We start from the raw sequence: 23,283 nt of genomic DNA, 5'->3' as shown, positions 1-23,283 counted from the left end.
CTTAGGACTAAACCTTAAATAATATTCTAATTGAGCTTCAAATTGCATTTATATGAGCTTTAATTTGTCTTTGGCCCAAAATGACATTATGCTATACATTTGGCTAAAGCCAATGTTTTTCTCCCATTAATTGCCGGGGGTTTAAACCCTCGGCAATTGATAGAACGAGTTTGGGCTTTAGCCAATATATATATATTCTATTTTGTTCTTAGTCTTTATAGCTCGGTTTTTGGGCTATAGATAAAATTAAGAATGTATTTAATCCATCTCTTTTTGTATCCTCACGCTAAAATACACCCTCAACATTTCGGCAAAAATAATCATCGGCATTAAAACACTTTGCAGCCAAGACCAAGATAAAACATAAGTTAATAAGGAAATAAAGCCTAAAGAAAAGGCAAAAAATACCAAGCGGGGAAGCAACTGAACGTAGTAAATAATAAGACCTGTTTTTTTAGGAATGCTTAAAAAAACAGCACTCACTAGTAAACTTAACCATAATAAAAGAAATAAGGTACGAGAGAAAAATTCAATGCTGGTTAAAGGTTCGTTTACTAAAAAAGTTTGAAACTGAGTAGATGCCTGATCATACATAAAAGCAAAGCAGCCCAAATCTAACAAAGCAAAAAAACGTAGAGCCCATTTCATAACGGCGAAGATAAGTTATTTACAATTTTCTGCAATTAATAAATCAGCGGCGGTAGAGCCTATGTATTTTACAAAATATAAACTCTCGCAAGCGCCTTCTTTATCACCTTGTTTTATTTTTTGTTTGGCTTCTTTTAATTTCTGACTAATAAATTTATCATCAAAACCTAATTCACTTTTTAAAACAATAATCTCTGCCTCATTCTGTTCATTTGCTTTTCCTTCGGCTTTGTTTTTATAGTAATTAATCACCGCTTTCTCTAAAGCTAAGCGACTTTGATATAAAGCAATAGCTTTATTAATTTGATCAGATGAGCGCTCATTACAATTGTAGTTTTTTAAAGAAAAATTTACGGGAATTACCAAGCGGGTATTTATGTTATGGTTGGTAGGAATAATCCATTTATTACTTGTGATTCTTACCAATCTTAAAGCTTCATCATCTAAATCTACACCTAAACCTTTTTGCACTTTGCTATTAAAAACTACCCCGTTTTTATCTACCTGGAAAGCCACATAAATAGTTCCCTGAATGCAATTGTTTTTAGAAAAACTTGGGTAAATTAAATTAGACGAGATGAAATTATTTAACGCTGTTGTGCCGCCTTTATAAGTAGGGTCGTCTGTTTGCAGGAGATTAGCAAAAGCAATAATCCAAATTTTTATATAAATGATAATCATAGTCTTATAACGATGAAGTGCTTAAAAAGGTGTTTTAATATTTCCAGTTCAACACTAAATTGGCATCGGGTATTTTTTGCATCCAAAGCTCTTTTTCAGAGATTTTTGCTACACCCGGATAATCGCCTTCTTTGCCTTCCATATCATTCATCAGCTGAAAGTGTAAATGTGGCGGCCACTGTCCGTTCTCTTTCGCTATCCCAAACTCACAAAAAGCTGTTCCTTTTTTAATAATTTTTCCAGAGTTTAATCCTTCCAAACTCTTTAAAGAAAGATGCCCATATAAGCTATAAAAAGTGTTTTCGTCTAAACAATGTTCTAAAATTATAGTGGCGCCGTAATCTCCAAAATTATCATTAAAGGCAAAACTATGCACTTTAGCATCCATAAAAGCATAAACTTTGGTGTTTGCAGTTCCCCAAATATCAACACCTAAATGTAACCTCCGAGGTTCGCCTTCTTCGGTGTTAAAATGTTCGCTTCTGGCATAAACCGTACGTTCCTCCATATATCCACCAACGCCATATTTCGCAGAATTTTTTGCCAACAGGCTTTCTATATATTCAGAAAAAAGCTGGGTATCGTTTACAATTTCTGCTGTTAATGCGGTATTTGAAGCTGTAAAATTTAAGCGAATAATTTTTCCTGTGGAAGGATTAAAATCTACAACTACTGCAAATTCTTGCTGATGTTTTTGTAATAGCTTATTAATGTTCTCTGCGGCCATTAAGCAATTATTAGGTATTTATAATTGTACACATAATGAGAAGCCGCACCTAAAACCACAAAAATATGCCAAAGCTCATGGGTATGAAAATACTTAAACATGGCCCGGTCTTTCTTATAAAAAATGGTGCCGACTAAATAAAAAGCGCCACCTAAAAGCAGCCAATACAAAGCAGCAATAGGTAATTTTTCTAGCATAATGTGAATTAGGGGCAACACAATACAACCCATTCCAATGTACAGTGTTAAAGAAATGGCGGTATTTTTTAACCTATCGAAAATCTTGAGTAAACAACCAATTAAAGCAATGGTCCAAACCAGCCCAAACATGGTCCATTTTAGCCAACCTTCAAATACAATTAATGTGGTAGGCGTATAAGAACCGGCAATCATTAAATAAATGCAGCAATGATCAAATTTTTGCCAAAATCTAATTCCATATTCGGTTTTAGGAAATCCATGATAAATGGCACTAATAGCGAAAAGGGTAATCATGGCTAAACCAAAAGTAATGGCCGAAGCCACCTGAATAGCACCATTTGCTTCATTAATTAAAATGAAAGTAGCCGGAATAGCCAACAGAGCCGGTATGCCATGTGTCAAAAAATTGATGGGTTCTCTAATGTATTTCTTCATACATTATTATTCTGGCTCATCGTCTTTATGTATGCGGGTAAAAATTTTATCCATTCTATCCACATATTCGTTGGTGTCATCTACAAAAAACTCCAATTGTGGCACACCTCTTACTTGGTCTTTTATCCTTTTGCCTAGGTTATATCTTATTTCAGCAGTATGCGCTTTAATGGTATTTATTGCCACTTCATTATTTGGCGAGTTAAAAAAACTCAAAAATACCCTTACAATTCCCAAATCAGGAGTGGTACGCACTTTGGTTACTGTAATCATCGTGTTTGGCAACAAATTATTACCTTCTCTTTGAAACAGTTCTCCTAAATCTTTTTGTATTACTCGGGCAAATTTTTGTTGTCTCTTTGATTCCATGTTTATAAGTATTAAGATTTCAGTATCAAGTATCAAGTATCAAGTATCAAGATAATTTAAACAATGTTTAGGTCTTGCTACTTGTTACTTACATCTTGCTACTATTCACTAGTATAAAAAATTGTTAAAAGGATAAATTTTTTGATTTACGGCTTTCACTCGCTCATAAATAGCATCTCTAAATTCATCTATATTTTCTTTTTCTGTTGCCGATATAAATACCGCCGGACTATTGTGTTTCGCCATCCAACTACGTTTAAAATCAGCTAAAGTCATTTGAGGAATTTCCTCATGGTCAACTTCCCAATCTTGTTCTATTTCTACGGGATGATAATTATCTATTTTATTAAAAACAGTGATCATCTCTTTATCAATAGCGCCTAAATCTTTTAAAGTCTCGTTTACGGTATGAATATGATCTTCAAAATTAGGATGAGAAATATCTACTACATGAATTAAAATATCGGCTTCACGCACTTCATCCAAAGTAGATTTAAAGCATTCTACCAAGTGGTGAGGCAGCTTTCTAATAAACCCAACCGTATCTGATAGTAAAAAGGGCACATTGTCAAAAACTACTTTTCTTACTGTAGTATCTAAAGTTGCAAACAGCTTATTTTCTGCAAAAACTTCAGATTTAGACAGCATATTCATAATGGTAGATTTACCCACGTTGGTATAACCTACCAAAGCAACACGTACTAAGTCTTTTCTGTTTTTACGCTGTGTTTCGTTTTGCTTATCAATTAGTTTGAGCTTTTCTTTCAGAATAATTATTTTGTCTTTAATCATTCTTCTATCACTCTCAATTTGCGTTTCACCGGGTCCACGCATACCAATTCCTCCTTTTTGACGCTCTAAGTGAGTCCATAAACGAGTTAAACGAGGTAATAAATATTGTAATTGGGCTAATTCAACCTGAGTTTTAGCTTGTGCAGATTGTGCTCTTCTGGCAAAAATATCTAAAATTAAATTGCTTCTGTCTAGCACTTTAACCTCTAATTCTTTCTCAATGTTACGTAATTGCATCGGCGAAAGCTCATCATCAAAAACCACTAAATCTATTTCCTCGGCTTTTACATAATCTCTAATTTCTTCCAGCTTTCCAGTACCAACAAAGGTGGCTCTTTCTGGCTTTTGCATTTTTTGAGTAAAAGTTTTTTCGGTAATTCCACCCGCAGTATCTACCAAAAAAGCCAATTCATCTAAGTATTCCTTTTCTTGCTCCTCGGTTTGGTTAGCGGTAATTAAACCCACTAAAACAGCTCTTTCTGGCTTTAACTCGGTATCGTAAAATTTCTTTTTCGGCATCTAAATTCTCTCCTGTTTGCAAAGATACGATATACCAATCATTTAGGATAAGAAGCCTATTTAAATTGACAGTATTTTGTGACAGACTTATAGAAATTATTTTTGAAAAGGTGCCGTTTTGCCCTTCAATTGGGGCAGCCTAGCTTATATGTTTATACTGCTTTTGGCCTTAATACCAAGGCTTATAATTACTACCATCCTTTTATTCTACAAAGACATTGCTATAATTACAACCCGCATTCCCTATATTTATGGCTATGCAAAATCATCTAGCCAAGTACAATCAAAACTTTTTAGCCGCCTTAGAAAGATTAAATCCTAACCAACTTAAAGCAGTTAACCAAACCGAAGGACCAGTTTTAGTAATTGCCGGACCGGGAACAGGAAAAACGCAAATTTTAGCCGCTAGAATAGGAAATATCTTGTTAAAAACAGATACCCTACCCCATAATATTCTTTGCTTAACTTATACTGATGCTGGCGCTGTAGCCATGCGTAAGCGTTTGTTTGACTTTATTGGGCCCGAAGCTTACCGTGTAAATATTTATACTTTTCATGCTTTTTGTAATGATATCATTCAAGAAAATCTGGATTATTTTGGTAAGCTAGAGTTAGATGCCATTTCTGATTTAGAGCGCATGGAACTCTTCAGAAAACTGGTGGATAGTTTTGATAAAGATCATCCGCTAAAGCGTTTTAGAGGTGATGTTTATTATGAAGTTGGTCGTTTGCAAAATCTTTTTTCGGTGATGAAAAAAGAAGATTGGTCGGCAGATTTTATCACTACAAAAATTGATGAATTTTTGCAATTGATAGAGTTTTCTGAGCCCGATTCTCCTTATTACGCAACCTACAAATACGCTAAAAAATATAAAGACAAAAACCCCGGAGATTTTAAAACAGGCTTTGCTGATTTGCAAGAAAACATGCAAAAGCTAAAAGCCGCTGTAGCCGAATTTCCAAAATATCAGCAAATGATGCGGGATGCCAGTCGTTATGATTTTGATGATATGATTATTTGGGTGTTAGAAGCCTTTAAAAAAGACGATCAGTTTTTGCTCAACTACCAAGAGCGTTTTCAATACATTTTGGTTGATGAATATCAAGATACCAGTGGTTCGCAAAACCAATTAATTAACTTTTTGATCAGCTATTGGGACCAACCCAATATTTTTGTAGTAGGAGATGATGATCAATCTATTTTTAGGTTTCAAGGCGCAAATATTCAAAATATAGAAGCCTATAACCTACGTTATGCTGAAGATTTATATCGCATTATGCTGACTGATAATTATCGTTCTACGCAACCTATTTTAGATATTTCAAGAGTTTTAATAGAGAATAATACCGAACGCATTCAACTTCCTGGTTTAAATAAACATTTGTTGGCTAAGAATTTGGCTTTAGCCGAGTTAAAAATAGCTCCCGAAATAAACGCTTACGAGACCCAGTTTCATGAGTTTGCAGCCATCACCAATGAAATAGAAAATTTGGTAAAAGATGGCGTACCTGCCGAAGAAATTGCCATTATTTATAAAGAACACAAAGCCGGCGAAGAGTTAGCAAGGTATTTTAAAGTCAAAGGAATTCCGGTAAATACCAAAAGAAGAGTCAATATTTTAAAAGAACCTTTTGGTAAAAAAATCATCAATATTTTACGCTATTTGGCTTTTGAAAGTGAATTTTCTTATAGCGGAGATGAGTTGCTTTTCCAAATTATGCATTATGATTTTTATCAGATTGCGCCTATGGACGTGGCTAAAATAAGTGTAGAAGTTAATGCTTTTAACCGAAGCAGCAGAAACGAAAAAACATCGCTAAGAAGAAAAATACATGAAATTGCGGCCAAGCCTCAACAATCTTTATTTGATTCGGAAAGTACCCAACAAATTAAACGTTTAAGTGACGATTTGGAATTTTGGATAAAAGAAGTTCGCAATCTTACCTTACAGGGCCTGTTTGAAAAAATTATGGTACGAGGTGGGATTTTAGCTTACGTATTAAAATCGCCCGAAAAAACTTGGTTAATGCAGGTGCTTTCTTCTGTATTTAATTTTCTAAAAGACGAGAGTCGGAAACAGCCAGATATTCACCTTAAAGAGTTTGTCACCCTTATAGATTTATTAGAAAGCAATGATCTTTCTTTAGACCTGCATCAAAATATTTTTAACGAGAAAGGCGTAAATTTCTTAACCTGCCATGGTTCAAAGGGTTTAGAATTTGAATACGTATTTTTTATTGGGGCTACTACCAATGTTTGGGAAAAGAAACGCAAAAATACCAGCGGTCAGTTTAAATTACCCGATACCGTTTTCTCAGCGCAAAGTGGCTCAAGTGATATAGAAGAACTTCGTCGCTTGTTTTATGTGGCTTTAACCAGAGCAAAAAAACATCTTCGTATTTCTTTTCCAGAGATGGATACCAAAGGCAAGCTATTAGAACCTACCGTTTTTATAGGCGAGATTTTAGCGGCCACCGATTTACAAATTGCTAAAACAGCTGTTGCTGAAGAACAATTAACGGATTTCTTTATCTTGCAATTTACTTCTGATGAGAAGCCAAATTTAGGCTTAATAGATTATGATTATGTAAAGCATTTATTGGAGAGTTATGCCCTTAGCGTAACACACTTAAATAATTATTTAGATTGCCCATTAAAGTTTTATTTCCAAAATTTAATTCAGGTGCCGAGCGGTAAAAGCGATACTTTAACTTTTGGTTCGGCGGTGCATTGGGCTTTAAATAAATTGTTTCGCTCTTTGGCAGATAATAATCAACAGTTTCATGGCTTACCTCAGTTTTTATCAGATTTTAAATGGTACATGCAGCGTAACCGCGAAGCTTTTACTGATGAGCAGTTTAAAAGAAGATCTGACTATGGCGATAAGATACTCCCAGAATATTATAACAAATACATTAATTCCTGGGAGAAGATCACCGCTACAGAATATGCCATTAAAAACGTAGAAATGGATGGAGTGCCTATAAAAGGGATAATTGATAAGCTAGAATTTAAAGGCCGACAAACCAATGTAGTGGATTACAAAACAGGGAGTTATGATAACGCTAAATCTAAGTTTGGTGCCCCAGATGATAGAAACCCTTTAGGTGGAGATTATTGGCGACAAGCCGTTTTCTACAAAATTTTAGTAGATAGCGATGCCCGTAAAGATTGGGAAGTAATTAGTACTGAATTTGATTTTATTGAACCCGTTAAAAACGAATATAAAAAACATCCAATTATCATCACTCCCGAAGCTTACAGCATTGTAAAAACTCAGATTAAAGAAACGTATGCCAAAATTAAAAATATGGAATTTACCCAAGGTTGCGGTAAAGCCGATTGCCATTGGTGTGGTTTTGTGAAAAGTAATTTCGCTAGTGCGGATGGGATAATGGGTGAAATGAAGGATGGGGATTTAGATAATTAAGAGATAAAATTAATTGACAAAAAAAACGCAGAGTCCTCTGTGAGAGACCCTGCTTGGACAGAAAAATAACTTTACAAAAAAGGGAATAACACAAAGATCAAGATACTGAAGGTTTCCTTTTAGAGATCCTGCTGACACACGAAGATTACATTGAAATAAATTTATTTCAATGTAATTCTAGTAAATAAAGGAGAGCCTTGGGATCCTGTTTCACCTACGACAATGATAAATCTCTGGGTTTGAAATTGAGTAACTCTTTTTCCTGTTTGGTCAAAACCAGCACTTTTAGAAGGTCCATAAAATTGGTTTACATCATTCACTACGCTTTCATAAGTTAGGTTTTGAAAAAGCTGAGGCTCCCCATTTAAAACATAAATTTCTTTAAGATTTTTTGAATCATCATATTTCAGTTCATATCTTCCATAAATTCCATCTATCAAAATGTTTTTTGTATATGGAATTGTATTCTTTAATTTCCCATCCAAAAATGAACCTATTATCACATTATTAGGGTTTGTAGCATTATATAAAATAAGATTGAGATAATTTGTGTTATAATCAACAACTACATAAGGATAAGTATTTGAGATGTAAGAAAAATCTAATTTATCCCATAAAGTTTCTAAACTCCTATTCTCAACAACTCTTAAGGCGGCGTCTGTATCAAAAGAATCTTGATTGTTTTTTATTGTTAATTTGATGTTTAAAACGCCAACCTGATTTTTTGGAGACACTTTAAATAAATAATCATACTGGTTTGGAGAATCGTAACGATTTGAGGACGGTGAAATTTTTAATCCGTTTACAGTTAGAAAAACTTCATCATTGCTAGAATAATTTTTAGTGTATCGAAGACCTAATTTTAATGTATCAGATTTGCTCACCAAAGGTTTATCAGCAAGAAAAAAACCTATTTGAATCTCCTTTTTGGGATCTACACTTTCTTTATTCGAACAAGAATAAAATATCAAAGTGATGATTAATAGCGCTATATATTTTTTCATTAGGTATTTAAAAAAATGAAGCTCCAAAATATTTTAAATTATTCACAAAACATAAAATCCCTCCCGAAAATAAATTCGAAAGGGATTTTATGTAGGGATAATCCTAGGATTATCCGACAAAAATATTAGAAGATAACCCGAGGGTTATCCCTACAAAAATTAAATCAACGCCACACTTCTATTTACAAAAGCGGTTAAATCTGCTCCGGTTAATAAACCTTGAGATAGTAAAGCTAAATCAAAAGCTTGTTTAGCCAATTGAGATTGCTCTTCAGCATCTGTAGTAGCTAAAATTTTGTTTACCAATTTGTGGTTCCCGTTGATGGCAACTTTATAACTATCTGGCATGCTGCCGTAGAAACTCATTCCACCGCCCATTGCTGCCATATCTTTCATACGGCGCATAAACTCGTCCATAGTTACAGTAACTGGCATTTCATCAGGACTTAAAGCCTCAATTTCTACTTTGTAAACCGCTTTGTTAATTGCTTTTTCAAAGATTTCTGTTACTTTTTTAGTTTCGTCTTCGCTTAAAACATGCTCTAATTTTTCATCTTTATCAATCAGCTTATCAATGGTGTTAGCATCTACACGCTTTAGTTGAGTTTTGTCTAATTTATGTTCCATGTGGCTCACAAAATGTGCGTCAATTGGAGTGTCCATCAATAAAACATCGTAACTTTTTTTAATTGCCGACTGGATAAAAGCATCTTGTTTAGCAGGATCTACAGTGTATAAATAAACCACATTTCCGTCTTTATCAGTTTGGATGTCTTTCACTTTATTGTGATATTCATCTAAAGTATAATGCTTATTATCTGTGTTGGTTAATAGCGTAAAGTCTTTGGCTTTATCATAAAATTTCTCTTCGCTAATCATTCCGTATTTCACAAAAATGCCAATGTCACTCCATTTTGCTTCATAAGCTTCACGGTCTTTTTTGAAAAGTTCGCTTAGTTTTTCGGCTACTTTTTTAGTGATGTAACTATTGATTTTCTTTACGTTACTATCTGCCTGTAAAAAACTTCTAGATACGTTAAGCGGAATATCTGGAGAATCTATCACACCATGCAATAGCATCAAAAATTCTGGAACAATGTCTTTAACCTCATCAGTAATAAAAACCTGACGGCTAAATAACTTGATTTTATTACGTTGAATTTCTACATCTTTTTTCAGCTTAGGGAAGTATAAAACTCCGGTTAAGTTGAAAGGATAATCTACGTTTAGGTGAATCCAAAACAAAGGATCTTCAGAGAAAGGGTATAACTCTTTATAGAATTGTAAGTAATCTTCGTCTTTTAAATCGGCTGGAGCCTGAGTCCAAATTGGCTTTGCAGAGTTGATCACATTAGGAACTTCAACAGATTTATACTGTTTTTTTCCTTCTGCATCTTCACCGTCTTCTATGCTATCTGTTTCGGTTCCAAAAACCAAAGTCACCGGTAAAAACTTGAAGTATTTATCAAGAATGGTTTGTAGTTTTTGTTTGTTTAAGAACTCTTCAGATTCTTTATTAACGTGTAAAATAATATCGGTACCACGAGTGGTGCGAGTGCCTTCTTTAATCTCATATTCGGTACTACCATCACAAACCCAAGCTGCAGATTTTGCGCCATCTTGGTAAGAAAGCGTATTAATTTCTACCAAATCAGACACCATAAATGCCGAGTAGAAACCTAAACCAAACTTTCCGATGATTTCGTTTGCGTCTTTGGCATCTTTAAATTTTTCGACAAATTCTGTAGCACCCGAGAAAGCAATTTGGTTAATGTATTTTTTTATTTCTTCGTCGGTCATTCCTAAACCGTTGTCAGAAATGGTAATGGTTTTTGCTTCTTCATCAAAAGCAACTTCCACTTTTAATTCGCCTAGTTCGCCATTGTACTGACCTAAAGAAGCTAAGCGTTTAATTTTTTGAGTAGCATCGGCAGCGTTAGACACCAATTCTCTCAAAAATATCTCGTTATCAGAGTATAAAAACTTTTTAATGATCGGGAAAATATTCTCCGTGTGTATTGAAATCGTTCCTTTTTCCTTCATGATATGTTTATCTGTTATTTTTTAATTTACAAAAGCCATTACACAAGGGTTGTTCCAAAGGGTGTTGATGTGCCAAGATGACAGTTTTGGTTTTTTTATTGATGATTGTTTTTCAATTGAAATTTAGCTTTCAATTCATGCTCTGTCTGCTCATAGCCGCGGAAGCCTATTACTTTTTCTTTAGCAAAAAAGTAACAAAATGCAACCGCTACGCCATTTGCTATAAAGTTTCTGCAAATATTTCTTCATCACAACCGCAAATGCCAATGCGGAATAAGACGGTTATGAACGGTTCGTTTGGCCGCTTCTGAAACTTATTTGAAATTTAAATTTTCTATTGAGATTCTCGCTTTGCAAAGCCACCATACAGATCGGATATGCAGATCCACAATCTAAGGTCGTCCTTTGAAGATTTGGAAAGGAAGGCCAATAAATCTTTTGTAGAAACTTTTCTAAAAGTAATGTCCTCAGCACTCCGTTCATGCCGACGAGCAAATCTATGCTACAAATGTGACTTCATATTTTTACATCATGCTAACAACATTTCTGTTATTTTCGCATTAATAACCATGATGTTGATTAGAACACTTTCCATACTTCTTTTATTTGTGTTTTGCGGTTGTAATAGCAACAGCTCTAAACAAAATGCGGCTAAAACTGAGTTCTCTTTTGAAAGTATAAAAGGAATTAGATTTATAGAAATACGCAGAGCATTTAATAACGGAATTGCTTTTGATGAACAAGGTTTTCAGCAAGAACCCGAATGGATTGTAGAATTTCAGTCGGACACTACTGTAAAAACTTATAGCCCAACCCGTAAAAAAATGATTGATTTTGTGGTGACTCACAGCCATGATGCCGTTTATAATTTTGCAAAAGAATGGTTTAGAGTTAAACATTTGAGTAAAGACAGTTTGGTTTTTCAACGTTTGCAAGTAAACGGAAAAGAAGTTGCCACAGATATTAGGTCTAATGTTTACATGACATTTTATGCTGAAGACTATATCACAAATAAATTAAAAACTACCGCTGAGGACTTACAAAAACCAAGAAAACAGGATAGCTTGTTTGTGAAAAACCATGCAGAAATAGCAAATAAAAATCCTCTAGATAGCGCTTACTTTTTTGCAGCCAGAAACCCTGTAGTTTTCACCTCAAATAGTAAAATGATTACTGTTGAAAAAATATCAACAGTAGATAAATTATTAAATAGAACTGCTTCTTACAATTATTTATACCCTCAATATAAAGTTATTATTTCGCCTGCTTACAAAGATTTCGCTTACACTATTTCGGCAGTTGTAGACCAAAATGGAAACCTTTTTGTTTATAAATTTAATGCCGATGAAGATTATAAAGAAAACCGAAAAAAAGTTTTACAGGGAATTTTAGATGTTTACGTTTCCAAATTAACCACTATAAAACCCGGGAATACTTTAGATTTTACACATAGTACTTTAGTAGTGTTGAATTTAATTGGGAAGAAGTAAGGGTTGGGTTTTTCATTTGGTTTTCAAATGAAATTTAGTTCTTCATTTGTACTTCATCCGCTCCTAGCCTCGGAGGCAAGTTACTTTTCCTTTAGCTGAAAAGTAACCAAAAAGCCACCGCTACGCCGATTGCTATGAAAGTTTCTGCAAATATTTCTTCCGTTCTACCCGCAATCGCCAAGGCGGAATATGACGGTTATGAATGGCTCTTCTCACTACCTCTGAAACTATATTGAGACTCGGTTTTCAAATTAAATTTTCGCTTTGAAGTATCGGCACACAAATCCATTATACAAATCGATTACGCAGAGCCTCATTTTAGGGATGACCTCTGAAGATTTGGAAGAAAAATCCATTTGGCTTTTGCAGAAACTTTGATGACCCACTGATGGGAAACAATTTTAAAGAGTGTTGTAGGAACTTTGTTGATGCAGAACCATTCCCACGGCTCAAAATTGTGTTTCAAAGCCAAATGAGGTTTTTCGAACAAAGATTCTGAAGTCTTGATTTTTTGGTTACTTTTTTATCAAGGAAAAAGTGACAAGCCATTACCCGGCTAGGGTAGGAAAGCCTTGTGAGACCAAAAAAGCAGCATTTCATCAGAAATACTGCTTTAAACTTTGAAAAAATTAACTAAAAAAATTTAACTCTTTTTAGTTAGCAAATCCCATTCAGAAGTATCATGAAATTCAACTTCAGGAAACTGTTTAGCATAATAATTTAAATCCCATTCAGAAGCCGCTAAAAACACCGGCTTTTGGTCTTTATCATAAGCAATTTTACTCGCTTGAGTTCTAATAAATCTGTTGTAAATCTCTTCATCCTCACAAGAAATCCATTTTGCTCTGGTTACATTAATAGGTCTAAAAGCTGCTGAAGCGCCATATTCATTCAGTAACCTAAACTGAATCACTTCAAATTGCAGCTCACCCACGGTACCAATAATTTTACGGTTACCAGGGTTTTGAGTGAATAATTGCGCAACACCTTCATCACTTAACTGACTAATTCCTTTTTCTAATTGCTTCGTTTTTAACGGATCTCGATTCTCTAATTCCTTAAAAATTTCTGGCGAAAAACTTGGGATGCCAATAAAATGCAACTCTTCCCCTTCAGTTAAAGTATCTCCAATTTTAAAGTTTCCGGCATCATATAAACCAATTACATCCCCAGGATAAGCCTCTTCCACCAAACTTTTGGTATCAGCCATAAAACTGGTTGGCGATGCAAATTTTAGTTTTTTATTAATTCTAGTATGGTAGTAAAAAGTATTTCTTTGAAACTTACCCGAGCAAATTCTGCAAAAAGCAATTCTATCTCTGTGATTAGGGTCTAAATTGGCGTGAATTTTAAATATAAAGCCCGAAAATTTATTTTCTGCAGGCTCAATTATACGTTCGCTAGTTTCCCTAGGTTGTGGTTCAGGGGCAATTTCAACAAAAGTATCTAGCAATTCTTGCACACCAAAATTGTTAATGGCACTTCCAAAAAACACTGGCGCTAAATAGCCTGCTTTATATAACGAAACATCAAAAGGTTCACTTACGGTTTCAATTAACTCCACATCATCTCTCAATTTTGCAGCCTGTAATTTGCCCACCGTTTGGTCTAAAACCTCACTATTAATAGAGTCAATTTCTAAGTAATCATCAGCAATGTTTTGCTTATTTGCACTAAATAAATTTAGGGTATGGTTACTTAAATGGTAAACACCTCTAAAAGTAGTTCCAATGCCAATTGGCCAGGTTAAAGGGCGAGTGTAAATGTTCAGTTCTTTTTCTAATTCCTCTAATAAATCAAAAGGATCTTTCCCCTCACGGTCCATTTTATTGATAAAAATAATCACCGGAGTATGGCGCATTCTACAAACCTGCATCAGCTTTTTGGTTTGCTCTTCTACCCCTTTCACACAATCAACCACCAATATTACCGAATCTACAGCGGTTAAAGTACGGTAAGTATCTTCAGCAAAATCTTTGTGGCCAGGTGTATCTAATATATTTACTTTATGCTCTTTATAAGTAAAACCCATTACAGAAGTCGCCACAGAAATCCCCCTCTGCTTCTCAATCTCCATAAAATCCGAAGTGGCAGTTTTCTCTGCCTTGTTTCTTTTAACAGTTCCCGCTTTTTGAATGGCCCCACCAAAGAGCAGCAATTTTTCTGTTAAAGTTGTTTTTCCGGCATCGGGGTGACTGATAATACCAAAAGTTCTTCTTTTGGCAATTTCATTTTGCAGCATATTCAATAAATAATAATGATTGGATAATCAATCGGCAAAAATAGGATGTTTTAACGGAATAAATAGGTTTCTATTAAATATAGAAGATTTTGAAAAGTTTTTGGGCGTTTGAACAGGCTTTCCGCTGTATTTTTTTATTTGTTTCGCAACTCCCCAGCCCCAGCTCACAAATAAAAAAGATGCCGCTTCAATCCTTAACGCAAAAGGCAGTGCTTTTTAAATTCTATTGTAGGGTAAATAAATTGTTTCTGTCCAAGCAGGATCTCTCGCAGAGGATCCTGCGTTATTACAATCGAAACAAATGAAATACTGTAATTGCTTTTCTAAAAATAAAATTATGGTTTCTCTTCCTCTAAAGATTTGAGCTTACACAAAAAGCGAAGAATTTAAGCTTCGGAAACTGAGGTATAATATTTTTTTCTAAACCAAAACGCCAAATTTACTAAAGCAATTAAAGCCGGAACTTCTACCAAAGGACCTATTACACCCGCAAAAGCTTCGCCAGAATTAATGCCAAAAACACCAATGGCTACGGCAATGGCTAACTCAAAATTATTGCCCGTTGCGGTAAAAGCAATAGCGGTTGATTTGGAATAATCGGCACCAAAAGATTTACCAATAAAGAAACTGGCCACAAACATAATGGCAAAGTAAATAACTAATGGAATGGCAATTCTGATCACATCCATAGGGATTTGAACAATTAATTCGCCTTTAAGGCTAAACATAATTAAGATGGTGAACAATAGAGCTACTAAGGTAATTGGCGAAATAATTGGGACAAATTTGGTTTGAAACCATTCTTCTCCTTTTAACTTTATTAAGCTATAACGACTAATGATTCCCATTAAAAATGGGATGCCTAAATAGATAAAAACACTTTCGGCAATTTGCCCAATACCAATATTTACTGTTAACCCTTCTAAACCAAAAATTGGAGGTAAAACGGTGATAAATACATAAGCATAAACGCTGTACAATAACACTTGAAAAATGCTGTTTAAAGCTATTAAGCCAGCGGCATATTCTCGGTTTCCTTCGGCTAAATCATTCCAAACTACTACCATAGCAATGCATCTGGCTAAACCAATTAAAATAAGGCCAACCATGTATTCTGGATAATCTCTTAAAAAGGTAATGGCTAAAATGAACATTAAAATTGGACCGATAATCCAGTTTAAAATGAGCGAAGCGCTTAACACTTTTGTGTTTTTAAATACTTCGCCCATGTTTTCATATTTCACTTTTGCCAATGGCGGATACATCATTAAAATTAAACCCACAGCTAAAGGAATATTGGTAGTGCCGCTAGAAAACGAGTTGATAAAAGTGGATGATGATGGAATAAAATAACCCACAGCCACACCAATAGCCATGGCTAAAAATATCCATAAGGTAAGGTAACGATCTAAAAAACCTAATTTTTTTCTTTCGGCAACTGGTGCGCAATGGTTTGCTGACATTACAAGTTTTTTTCTACAAAATCTTTGGTGTAAGTTTTAATCATTTCTCTTACGGCCCTAAACTGAGCCATAATTTCTTCTTCTGTTCCTTGTGCTTTAGCAGGATCGGGGAAGTTGTAATGGAATGTTTTGGCTTTACTAGGGAAAACCGGACAAGCTTCTTTAGCGTTATCACAAACTGTGATTACATAATCAAAGTCTATATCAGCGTATTCATCTACATTGTTAGAAGTATGGTTTGAAATGTCAATTCCATCTTCTAACATGGTGGCAATTGCTCTTGGGTTTACCCCATGAGTTTCTATTCCGGCACTGTAAATATTTGCTTTATCGCCAGCAAAATACTTTAAATAACCTTCGGCTAATTGACTGCGGCAACTATTGCCTGTACAAAGCACTAAAATGTTCATTCTATTTTTATTTGATTGATTAACAACATCCAGAACCTGGTGTACAACTGTTAGCTGTCGCCAAGTTTTTCATTTCTATTTTTGGCTTTTCAGCCGATGCAGGCGCACAACATTCTTCGCCAGAAGCGGTAGTGCCACAACTTCCTCCACGATTGATTTCTTTACATTGTGTAGCATCAGGACGAAGGTCAACCACAAAATTTTCTCCATCTGAAATCAACTCGTTTGGAAACATTTGGCGGGTATCAAATTCAGAATTTCCAAACTCAATTTTAACAATGGCCAAAGGATTTAAAGGCAATGATTTTTCTACCAGATTAATAATATCCAATGCTTTTTTCACTTTCATAGAACGCATTTGCTTTTGGTTTGTAGGTTCCCAAAGCTGAAGGATTACTTCTGTCCAGCTGTTCATTACTCCACCACAATCAACCGAAACAATAGGCGCTTGCTTAATCTCGGTAATGTGATATGAAGCATCAACCCATTGGTTATTTGCGTATTGAAACTGTAAATCTAAATCTGGATTTGCTAATAAAGCATCCTTAAATGCTGCCCAATTCATACTGTTTACGTTATTCATCTTATTAAAATTTAAATTTCTACTTGGTTTAACAACAAGTTGCCGGTCCTTTATAAGCTTTTAAAAAAGTGCCAATATGTTGTTCTAATAATTTCCAGTTTTGTGGATGAATGCAATAGCAAACACTTACGCCTTCAATGGTTCCTTGAATTAAACCGGCCGTTTTCAACTCTTTTAAATGTTGCGAAATGGTGGCTTGTGCCAAACCTAATTCGCCAACTAAATCGCCACAAATACAGGTATTGGCTACCATTATTCTTTGTAAAATAGCCACACGAGCAGGATGAGCCAACGCTTTCATTAGTGTAGCTAATTGATTTTGCTCATCAGTAAATATTTCTGTTTTAGTTAATCCCATAATTATATTGCAATATTACGATTAATAGATGAAATAAAAAAGTTCATCATAAAATTTTACAATGAACTGCTCCCGTATTTTTGGAATATTAACTTATTTTAATGCCATCTTTTAAAAGAGATGATACATTAGAAACATGATTTGATATACTTTTTGATGATTCTAAAGAAGCTTTTTTAAATTTATCGGTAATATCATTAGCAGCATCTAATAAGGTTTCCCAATGTTGCCTCCCATTTTTACTATTCATAAAATACCAAGTTGCTGCACCAACAGCTAAGCCAGCTATAATGGCCATAGCCACTTTTGAATTTTTTGTATTTTCCATATTGATGAGTTTTATATTTAGAGATATAAAAGCCAATACCTTGCCAAAAAACACCTACAGGAATTTATTTTTGCTTACTAATTGAATGTGCGCAAAATGATGTTTACAATGCCAATCATAAGTTGCTAAAGCCTGGTAAAGGTTAAAACTTAATTGATGTTGTGGATGAAAATAGGTGCGTTCAAAATCTTTTGGCTGCAAGGCTTCTAAGATAAATACCCAATGCAGATGGATTCCATCTAAAATTCTCAGACTAGCTTCTACTGGCAATTCATAATCTTTTAGCTTGGCAAAAGCAGCTTCATTATAGGGTTTTATAGTAGGGTTCTCTTCGGTTAAAGTCAGCTTAAATCTTAAAATTGCATTCATGTGGCTATCTGCCAAATGATGAATAACCTGCTTTACCGTCCACCCCCCAGGGCGATACGGTTTCTCTAAATCTGCCGGGCTTAAAGCGAGCACTTCTTCTTTTAATAAGCTTGGAAAAAGCTTGATGGTGCTGATAAAGCGCTTATTTTCTTCATCAGTATAATGATTTAGAGGAAGGCACTTCCCAATGGGGTACTTCAATTTTTCAAGGTCGTTATTCATATTTTTAAGCCATTACAGCAAGCATTTTTAAAGCATGGCTTGCTAATTCTGTATCTCCATGTAATTGGTAATATTGTGCTGCATCCATTGGGTTTATCCCTTTAGAAAATAATAACCAAGCTATTTGTTGGTCAATGAATATTAAGGCACTGGCATTTCCTACCTCATCATCTACAAAGCTCCAAAAGTTTTTGTCTTTAATAATCGACCATGATCCACCTGCCTCGCCTACAATTTCTACTTTTACCACCGTACCAATTGGTGCTTTCACATTTACATAAGTATAAGGTAAGGCTTGCATAGCGGTTGTTAAAAAAGGATGATAAAATTGGGGGCTTAGCAATTTTTGATCATTAAGGGCAAATCTTATTTGTTGTTGGTGTAACCATCTTTCGGTGTATTCACGGGCAATATCAAACCAGTTTTCAGAATGCTCTTTCCCTGCCCATCTTACAGAGAATAAAGCCGTATCAAAAGGATCAAGCTCATTAAAATATTCTAATAATTGATTCTGATATTGTGCTATCATTTCAATTAAAATAACAGGACTTACCCTTTGCAACGCTTTCACCCAATCGGCATTTTGCTGGTTGAGGTAATTCACAAGTTCATCGTAATTATTAAATTCTTGATTATTGGAAGCCGAGTGACCATCTCTTCCAATAGATAATCTTCTCAAATTAGTATCCAATAAATGAATAGCAATATCCCTTATTGTCCAACTTGAGCATACAGTTTTCCTCTCCCAATCTGCGGGTTTTAAACTTTTAAGAAGTATAATTAATTCGCTATTTAATGCTGGAAATATAGTTAATACATCAATCATAGGGAATATAAATTGCGTCTTTCCATTTATAGAATTTAGCTTTATAGAAGATTAAAAATACATTAAATTTTCAAAAATACAGCTGTTATCATTTTATTGATATCCATTTTCGATCTTTTAACTACATAAATTAAAAGACAAAAGCTATTTACTACGGTTAAAATATGTTAAAAACAAAATCCAATAAAATTTATTTGTGTTATATATCGTTAATTTAGGCTTATGATAAAAAAATTTATTTGGATCATTTTCCTGATTCTTTCTATTGGTGCACAAGCACAATACAAACCAGATGTAATTATTTTAGGTGGTACAGCAGCAGGTACAGCCGCAGCTATACAAGCCGCTAGAAGTGGCGTAAAAACCTTATTGATTAACCCAAGTACTTCATTAATTGGAGAGACCACCCCCGAAATGAACATTGCCGCCTTTGATACCGGTTTATGGAAAGAGTGGAAAGATAAATACAAAAAAGCTTCGGATTCTACCCTAACAGATCCTAGAAATGTATTGGCAGAAATGGTAAAAAACACCAAAGATTTACAATACCTAAGTGCTACAGAGGTGAGTAGTATTACCGAAAGAAAAGATGGCTGGGAAGTAAAAGTTATAATTAACGGAAAAGCTGAGGAAATTAAATGTAAAGTTTTGGTAGATGCCACCACCAACCTAAAAGTATCGCCTTTGGCACAAAATAATATTATCAATTATGATAAAGATGGCAAGTTTACTAATCTGGTAAACTACAATCAAAACCAGCAAACTCAACCTTATGAGCAATTGCAAAAGTTGTATCGTACTAGTGGCGCAGCCGGTTTTGGTAAAGATAGTTTAAGCATTTATTACATCCCATTGGGCGTATTTATCCCACAAGAGAAAGAAAATTTGTTGATAGTTTCTATGGCAGCCTTCAGAGATTTTGCAATAGACGATTTTAGAAATATTGCTTTATGGATGAACATGGGACAAGCTGTTGGCGCTTTAGCGGCTTACGGACCATTTTTTGACACCACGCCTTCTAAAGCAAATATTCGTTTAACACAAGGAGAAATGTTTACTTACAAAAGTTTTTTATATCCGGCTTTAGATATTAAAACAGACGATTATGCTTGGTACCCAGTACAGAAAGTAATTGCAAGTGGTATTTTGAGATTGGATTTTAAAACAGGGCTTTTTAACCCAAATGAAACCGTAAAAGCGATAGCTATTAAAGCTGTAATGGCCGAGTTATTTCCTCGTTCTAGAATTTGGTTTATAGAAAACAAGGTGGATGATTTAACTGTTGCCAACGCAATTTCTTTATTGAGTTTTGTGAGTGGCAGAGACCCAATCTCTATTCAGCAAGAGCTTGCCGCCGATTGGAAAAACAAGTACACGTTTAATTCAGATTTTAAAGAAAATCAATTGATTAATAAAGTAGAATTAGCTGTTTTATTAGATGCTTACCTTGCTCCCTTTAACATCAGAATAGATTTTAATGGGTACTTTTTAAGGTAAGATTTTCTTATTCTCGAATCAAAATGCCTAAATCATTTTTATAAAAAAAGGCATCCAGAATATTATGGATGCCTTTTTTTGTATCAAATTACGCTTTTTTTTACCCTTTTGGATTTAAGATAGCGTCTATTCTTGCTAAAGCATCTACTAAGTGTGCTTTTACTGTTGCATTACTGTATCTAGGTAAAGCTCTAGTAATATCAGTTTTTAAATTCATTAACTCCAAACGAGCTAAAGGTCTAATGTCTGTATCGCCAGCGTTAATTGTTGGTCCAAAGTTACCTCCACGACCACCAGGCGCAATAGCTGTTGGAGCTGCAGGCGCATCAATAACTAAAGTTTCTAATCTATCTAAGTAGGCTCTTTGTAAGTTTCTACGGTAAACATCAATGTTAGCACCAGTACTTAATTCGGTAAAAATTCCTTGGTGTAAATCACCAAATAACTCTTCAACTGAGTAAGCATTTGCTCCATTCTTAGCAGAGTTGTCAATCATTCTAGACATTCTGCTTACATCTAAAATTCCGTTTAAAACACCAGCTTGTGTTCTTCTTAAAGTATTGATGATACCAGCTTGGTCAAACTTAGCTAACTGAGCTTGGTCAAACATCCAAGTTGGAGTTTTGAAAGCTTGATCAACAATAAATTTAAGAGAAGCTTCTTGCTTTGCTTTTGCTACGTGAGTATAAACAGCCCCTTTTTGCTCGTAAGTTTTATCATTCTCATAAATACCGCCAATGCTAGATCTTACATGGCCCATATAACGGTTCCACTGACCTAAAACTTCGCCAAATAATTCAGATAAGTTATCATAAGGCTTACCTTCTTCGTAAGTCCATTTTTCGATATTTGGTAAAATACGCTTTAAGTTAGCGATACCATAAGTGGAAGCTTTAATAGCATCGTCACCTAAATCTTCAGATTGTGCTCTTGGATCTATTGGATTACCAGTTTGCTGTCCGTAAAAATATAATGGATTACCAGCTTTTTCAATGGTCCATTTATTTAAAATAGCCGCTTCTTCTTCTACTGTTTTGTTATCAAACCAAGAATATCCCCATTTAACAGCCCATTTATCATAAGCTCCAACACCTGGGTATAAAATTACACCTTCATCACCTGGTTGAGCGATATAGTTAAAACGAGCATAATCCATAATTGATGGTGCGGTACCACCCATTCTTTTGGTGAAAGAAGCTGAACGTAAAGAATCTACCGGGAAAGCAACGCTTGAACCAAAGTTATGTGGCAAACCTAAAGTATGTCCAACTTCGTGAGAAGAAACAAACTGAACTAATTTACCCATTACTTCATCTCTAAATTTTGGAGAACGAGCATCAGGATTGATAGCTGCTGTTTGGATAAAGAACCAGTTTCTAACCAAGTTCATCACGTTATGGTACCAACCTATATCAGATTCTAAAATTTCGCCTGAACGTGGGTCAGAAATATGAGGACCGTAAGCGTTTGCAATGTTGGAGGCAAAATATCTGATGACAGAATATCTAGCATCTTCTGGAGACCAATCAGGATCATTGGTTGGTGGCTCTAAACAAGTAATGGCATTTTTAAAACCAGCCGCTTCAAAAGCTGCGTTCCAATCTTTAACACCAGCAATTAAATAAGGTCTCCATTTTGCAGGAGTAGCTGGGTCTATGTAGTAAACAATTTGTTTTTTTGGCTCAACCAATTCACCTCTTGCATAAGCAGCGGGGTCTTTTGGCTCTAAACGCCATCTATCAGCATATCTGGTAACGGTTGCTCTTTGCGCATCAATACCATAATCTGTTTGTCTTCTGGAGAAAAAACCAACTCTATCGTCAGATAAACGAGGTTTCATGGGTACCTTAGGCAATAACAACATAGATGTATTTAATTCTACAGTTACCGAACCTAATGATGGGTCTCCCGGAGGCGTGGTTGCGATATAAGTTTTTACCGTTCTAGCCTCAATATTTACTGGAAAAGATTTTACCGTATCTAAATAAGAACGAGTTTCATCTAATCTGGAAATTTTATAAGCTGTTTTAACACCTGTGCTTAAACCAAGTGCCGAAACATCTTTTGAAAAGAAATCAGTAACATCAATTACTACACCTGTTGAATCTTTATTAAAAGCTTTGATATCAAATGAAGCTAAGATTGGCGCTAAGTTTGAGTTTCTAACCGACTCAAACATATCAGTACCTGGCGCTGCAATGTTAGCGTAAGAAGGTACTCTAATCATTACTTGCTTATCTCTTTTTTCCCATACCCAGGCTTGCTCATTAATTTCTTCACCACCATAAGTTCCATCAGCAGTTGGCGTTTTTACATAACGGGTTACTGCCAACATTTCTCTTCCAAATAAAGAATCTGGGATTTCGTAGTAATATTTACCATCTAAAAAGTGAACATTAAACAAACCTTTGTCTGTTTTCGCTTTTGCTGTGATTACCTCAGAGAAACGCTTTATGCCTTCTTTTTTAGCGGCGCTAGGGCCACCAGGACCAGGCGCTGCACCGTTCGCTTTTGACGCTGTTGCGCTGGCAGCAGTTGGCGCTGCTTTCTTTTGTGTAGAACACGCAGAAATAGCCAACGAAAGGGATATTACCCCAGCCAGTTTAAACATCTGTAAGTTTTTGTTCATTCTTGTTTATTTTTAGT

20 protein-coding genes are annotated in these 23,283 nt (G+C 35.0%); 3 read left to right on the top strand and 17 right to left on the bottom strand.

Annotated elements, in window-relative coordinates; genetic code table 11:
* Window positions 1-258 precede the first annotated feature (258 nt).
* The 6 genes from FA046_RS04570 to hflX all read right to left on the bottom strand — a co-directional run bounded on the left by FA046_RS04570 (window position 259) and on the right by hflX (window position 4,371).
* The gene (locus FA046_RS04570) at window positions 259-648 is read right to left on the bottom strand and encodes a hypothetical protein (protein WP_136825163.1); all 390 of its coding nucleotides are present in this window, start codon (window positions 646-648) and stop codon (window positions 259-261) included.
* A 15-nt stretch (window positions 649-663) separates the two neighbouring features.
* Entirely contained in the window at window positions 664-1,329 is a 666-nt protein-coding gene (locus FA046_RS04565; RefSeq protein WP_136825162.1) for an energy transducer TonB family protein, read from the bottom strand.
* A 34-nt stretch (window positions 1,330-1,363) separates the two neighbouring features.
* Window positions 1,364-2,056, bottom strand: a complete 693-nt coding sequence (locus tag FA046_RS04560; RefSeq protein WP_136825161.1) for a peptidoglycan DD-metalloendopeptidase family protein — start codon at window positions 2,054-2,056, stop codon at window positions 1,364-1,366.
* Entirely contained in the window at window positions 2,056-2,691 is a 636-nt protein-coding gene (gene trhA, locus FA046_RS04555; protein WP_136825160.1) for a PAQR family membrane homeostasis protein TrhA, read from the bottom strand. The genes FA046_RS04560 and trhA overlap by 1 nt, the downstream gene beginning before the upstream one ends.
* A 6-nt stretch (window positions 2,692-2,697) precedes the next feature.
* Window positions 2,698-3,060, bottom strand: a complete 363-nt coding sequence (gene rbfA, locus FA046_RS04550; protein WP_205943598.1) for a 30S ribosome-binding factor RbfA — start codon at window positions 3,058-3,060, stop codon at window positions 2,698-2,700.
* Window positions 3,061-3,168: 108 nt separating this feature from the next.
* A complete protein-coding gene (hflX, locus tag FA046_RS04545) occupies window positions 3,169-4,371 on the bottom strand; it encodes a GTPase HflX (protein WP_136825159.1) in 1,203 nt (400 codons plus the stop codon).
* A 257-nt stretch (window positions 4,372-4,628) separates the two neighbouring features.
* On the opposite strand from hflX, the gene FA046_RS04540 reads away from it, so the two are divergent.
* Window positions 4,629-7,802, top strand: a complete 3,174-nt coding sequence (locus FA046_RS04540; protein WP_136825158.1) for an ATP-dependent DNA helicase — start codon at window positions 4,629-4,631, stop codon at window positions 7,800-7,802.
* A gap of 161 nt (window positions 7,803-7,963) precedes the next feature.
* Here the strand turns inward: FA046_RS04540 and FA046_RS04535 are convergent, their stop codons facing one another.
* Entirely contained in the window at window positions 7,964-8,806 is an 843-nt protein-coding gene (locus tag FA046_RS04535) for a hypothetical protein (RefSeq protein ID WP_136825157.1), read from the bottom strand.
* 159 nt (window positions 8,807-8,965) lie between these two features.
* On the bottom strand, window positions 8,966-10,849 hold the full coding sequence (htpG, locus tag FA046_RS04530; protein WP_136825156.1) for a molecular chaperone HtpG: 1,884 nt from the start codon (window positions 10,847-10,849) through the stop codon (window positions 8,966-8,968).
* 569 nt (window positions 10,850-11,418) lie between these two features.
* On the opposite strand from htpG, the gene FA046_RS04525 reads away from it, so the two are divergent.
* Window positions 11,419-12,339: a hypothetical protein gene (locus tag FA046_RS04525; protein ID WP_136825155.1), complete on the top strand. Its 921-nt coding sequence runs from the start codon at window positions 11,419-11,421 to the stop codon at window positions 12,337-12,339.
* Window positions 12,340-12,982: 643 nt separating this feature from the next.
* On the opposite strand, the gene FA046_RS04520 is transcribed toward FA046_RS04525, so the two are convergent.
* From FA046_RS04520 to FA046_RS04485, 8 genes are all read right to left on the bottom strand, one after another.
* Window positions 12,983-14,581, bottom strand: coding sequence for a peptide chain release factor 3 (locus FA046_RS04520; protein WP_136825154.1), 1,599 nt, complete (start codon window positions 14,579-14,581; stop codon window positions 12,983-12,985).
* Window positions 14,582-14,967: 386 nt separating this feature from the next.
* Window positions 14,968-16,044 (bottom strand): ACR3 family arsenite efflux transporter, encoded by a 1,077-nt coding sequence (gene arsB, locus FA046_RS04515; protein ID WP_136825153.1) that lies wholly within the window; start codon window positions 16,042-16,044, stop codon window positions 14,968-14,970.
* Window positions 16,044-16,454, bottom strand: a complete 411-nt coding sequence (locus FA046_RS04510) for an arsenate reductase ArsC (protein ID WP_136825152.1) — start codon at window positions 16,452-16,454, stop codon at window positions 16,044-16,046. The genes arsB and FA046_RS04510 overlap by 1 nt, the downstream gene beginning before the upstream one ends.
* Before the next feature lie 19 nt (window positions 16,455-16,473).
* Window positions 16,474-17,037, bottom strand: a complete 564-nt coding sequence (locus FA046_RS04505) for a DUF6428 family protein (protein WP_136825151.1) — start codon at window positions 17,035-17,037, stop codon at window positions 16,474-16,476.
* Between the two features lie 28 nt (window positions 17,038-17,065).
* Window positions 17,066-17,395, bottom strand: a complete 330-nt coding sequence (locus tag FA046_RS04500) for an ArsR/SmtB family transcription factor (RefSeq protein ID WP_136825150.1) — start codon at window positions 17,393-17,395, stop codon at window positions 17,066-17,068.
* A gap of 88 nt (window positions 17,396-17,483) precedes the next feature.
* Complete coding sequence (locus tag FA046_RS04495) at window positions 17,484-17,723, bottom strand: hypothetical protein (RefSeq protein WP_136825149.1); 240 nt, start codon at window positions 17,721-17,723, stop codon at window positions 17,484-17,486.
* Between the two features lie 54 nt (window positions 17,724-17,777).
* Window positions 17,778-18,314 carry a YfiT family bacillithiol transferase gene (locus tag FA046_RS04490; RefSeq protein WP_136825148.1) on the bottom strand — a complete coding sequence of 179 codons (537 nt, stop codon included), beginning with the start codon at window positions 18,312-18,314 and terminating at the stop codon, window positions 17,778-17,780.
* A gap of 4 nt (window positions 18,315-18,318) precedes the next feature.
* The gene (locus tag FA046_RS04485; protein ID WP_136825147.1) at window positions 18,319-19,140 is read right to left on the bottom strand and encodes a maleylpyruvate isomerase N-terminal domain-containing protein; all 822 of its coding nucleotides are present in this window, start codon (window positions 19,138-19,140) and stop codon (window positions 18,319-18,321) included.
* Between the two features lie 222 nt (window positions 19,141-19,362).
* Between FA046_RS04485 and FA046_RS04480 the strand changes: the two genes are divergently transcribed.
* Entirely contained in the window at window positions 19,363-20,637 is a 1,275-nt protein-coding gene (locus FA046_RS04480; protein ID WP_136825146.1) for an FAD-dependent oxidoreductase, read from the top strand.
* Window positions 20,638-20,737: 100 nt separating this feature from the next.
* Here FA046_RS04480 and FA046_RS04475 read toward each other — a convergent pair whose 3' ends face one another.
* Window positions 20,738-23,266, bottom strand: coding sequence for a zinc-dependent metalloprotease (locus tag FA046_RS04475; protein WP_136825145.1), 2,529 nt, complete (start codon window positions 23,264-23,266; stop codon window positions 20,738-20,740).
* Window positions 23,267-23,283 lie beyond the last annotated feature (17 nt).

Origin of the sequence: Pedobacter cryophilus, assembly GCF_005116455.1 — a bacterium.
Lineage (GTDB): Bacteria > Bacteroidota > Bacteroidia > Sphingobacteriales > Sphingobacteriaceae > Pseudopedobacter > Pseudopedobacter cryophilum.
Note: the sequence above shows the minus strand (reverse complement) of the source record. Positions and strands in the feature narration are given on the sequence as shown.

Bases quoted from the DNA above. Each gene is read 5' to 3' on its own strand.
- rbfA (WP_205943598.1), bottom strand. From the start codon at position 3,060: ATGGAATCAAAGAGACAACAAAAATTTGCCCGAGTAATACAAAAAGAT.
- FA046_RS04490 (WP_136825148.1), bottom strand. From the start codon at position 18,314: ATGAATAACGACCTTGAAAAATTGAAGTACCCCATTGGGAAGTGCCTT.
- FA046_RS04475 (WP_136825145.1), bottom strand. From the start codon at position 23,266: ATGAACAAAAACTTACAGATGTTTAAACTGGCTGGGGTAATATCCCTT.
- FA046_RS04495 (WP_136825149.1), bottom strand. From the start codon at position 17,723: ATGGAAAATACAAAAAATTCAAAAGTGGCTATGGCCATTATAGCTGGC.
- FA046_RS04520 (WP_136825154.1), bottom strand. From the start codon at position 14,581: ATGCTGCAAAATGAAATTGCCAAAAGAAGAACTTTTGGTATTATCAGT.
- FA046_RS04480 (WP_136825146.1), top strand. From the start codon at position 19,363: ATGATAAAAAAATTTATTTGGATCATTTTCCTGATTCTTTCTATTGGT.
- FA046_RS04505 (WP_136825151.1), bottom strand. From the start codon at position 17,037: ATGAATAACGTAAACAGTATGAATTGGGCAGCATTTAAGGATGCTTTA.
- FA046_RS04525 (WP_136825155.1), top strand. From the start codon at position 11,419: ATGATGTTGATTAGAACACTTTCCATACTTCTTTTATTTGTGTTTTGC.
- FA046_RS04565 (WP_136825162.1), bottom strand. From the start codon at position 1,329: ATGATTATCATTTATATAAAAATTTGGATTATTGCTTTTGCTAATCTC.
- FA046_RS04485 (WP_136825147.1), bottom strand. From the start codon at position 19,140: ATGATTGATGTATTAACTATATTTCCAGCATTAAATAGCGAATTAATT.
- FA046_RS04540 (WP_136825158.1), top strand. From the start codon at position 4,629: ATGCAAAATCATCTAGCCAAGTACAATCAAAACTTTTTAGCCGCCTTA.
- FA046_RS04535 (WP_136825157.1), bottom strand. From the start codon at position 8,806: ATGAAAAAATATATAGCGCTATTAATCATCACTTTGATATTTTATTCT.
- FA046_RS04570 (WP_136825163.1), bottom strand. From the start codon at position 648: ATGAAATGGGCTCTACGTTTTTTTGCTTTGTTAGATTTGGGCTGCTTT.
- trhA (WP_136825160.1), bottom strand. From the start codon at position 2,691: ATGAAGAAATACATTAGAGAACCCATCAATTTTTTGACACATGGCATA.
- FA046_RS04560 (WP_136825161.1), bottom strand. From the start codon at position 2,056: ATGGCCGCAGAGAACATTAATAAGCTATTACAAAAACATCAGCAAGAA.
- htpG (WP_136825156.1), bottom strand. From the start codon at position 10,849: ATGAAGGAAAAAGGAACGATTTCAATACACACGGAGAATATTTTCCCG.
- arsB (WP_136825153.1), bottom strand. From the start codon at position 16,044: ATGTCAGCAAACCATTGCGCACCAGTTGCCGAAAGAAAAAAATTAGGT.
- hflX (WP_136825159.1), bottom strand. From the start codon at position 4,371: ATGCCGAAAAAGAAATTTTACGATACCGAGTTAAAGCCAGAAAGAGCT.
- FA046_RS04500 (WP_136825150.1), bottom strand. From the start codon at position 17,395: ATGGGATTAACTAAAACAGAAATATTTACTGATGAGCAAAATCAATTA.
- FA046_RS04510 (WP_136825152.1), bottom strand. From the start codon at position 16,454: ATGAACATTTTAGTGCTTTGTACAGGCAATAGTTGCCGCAGTCAATTA.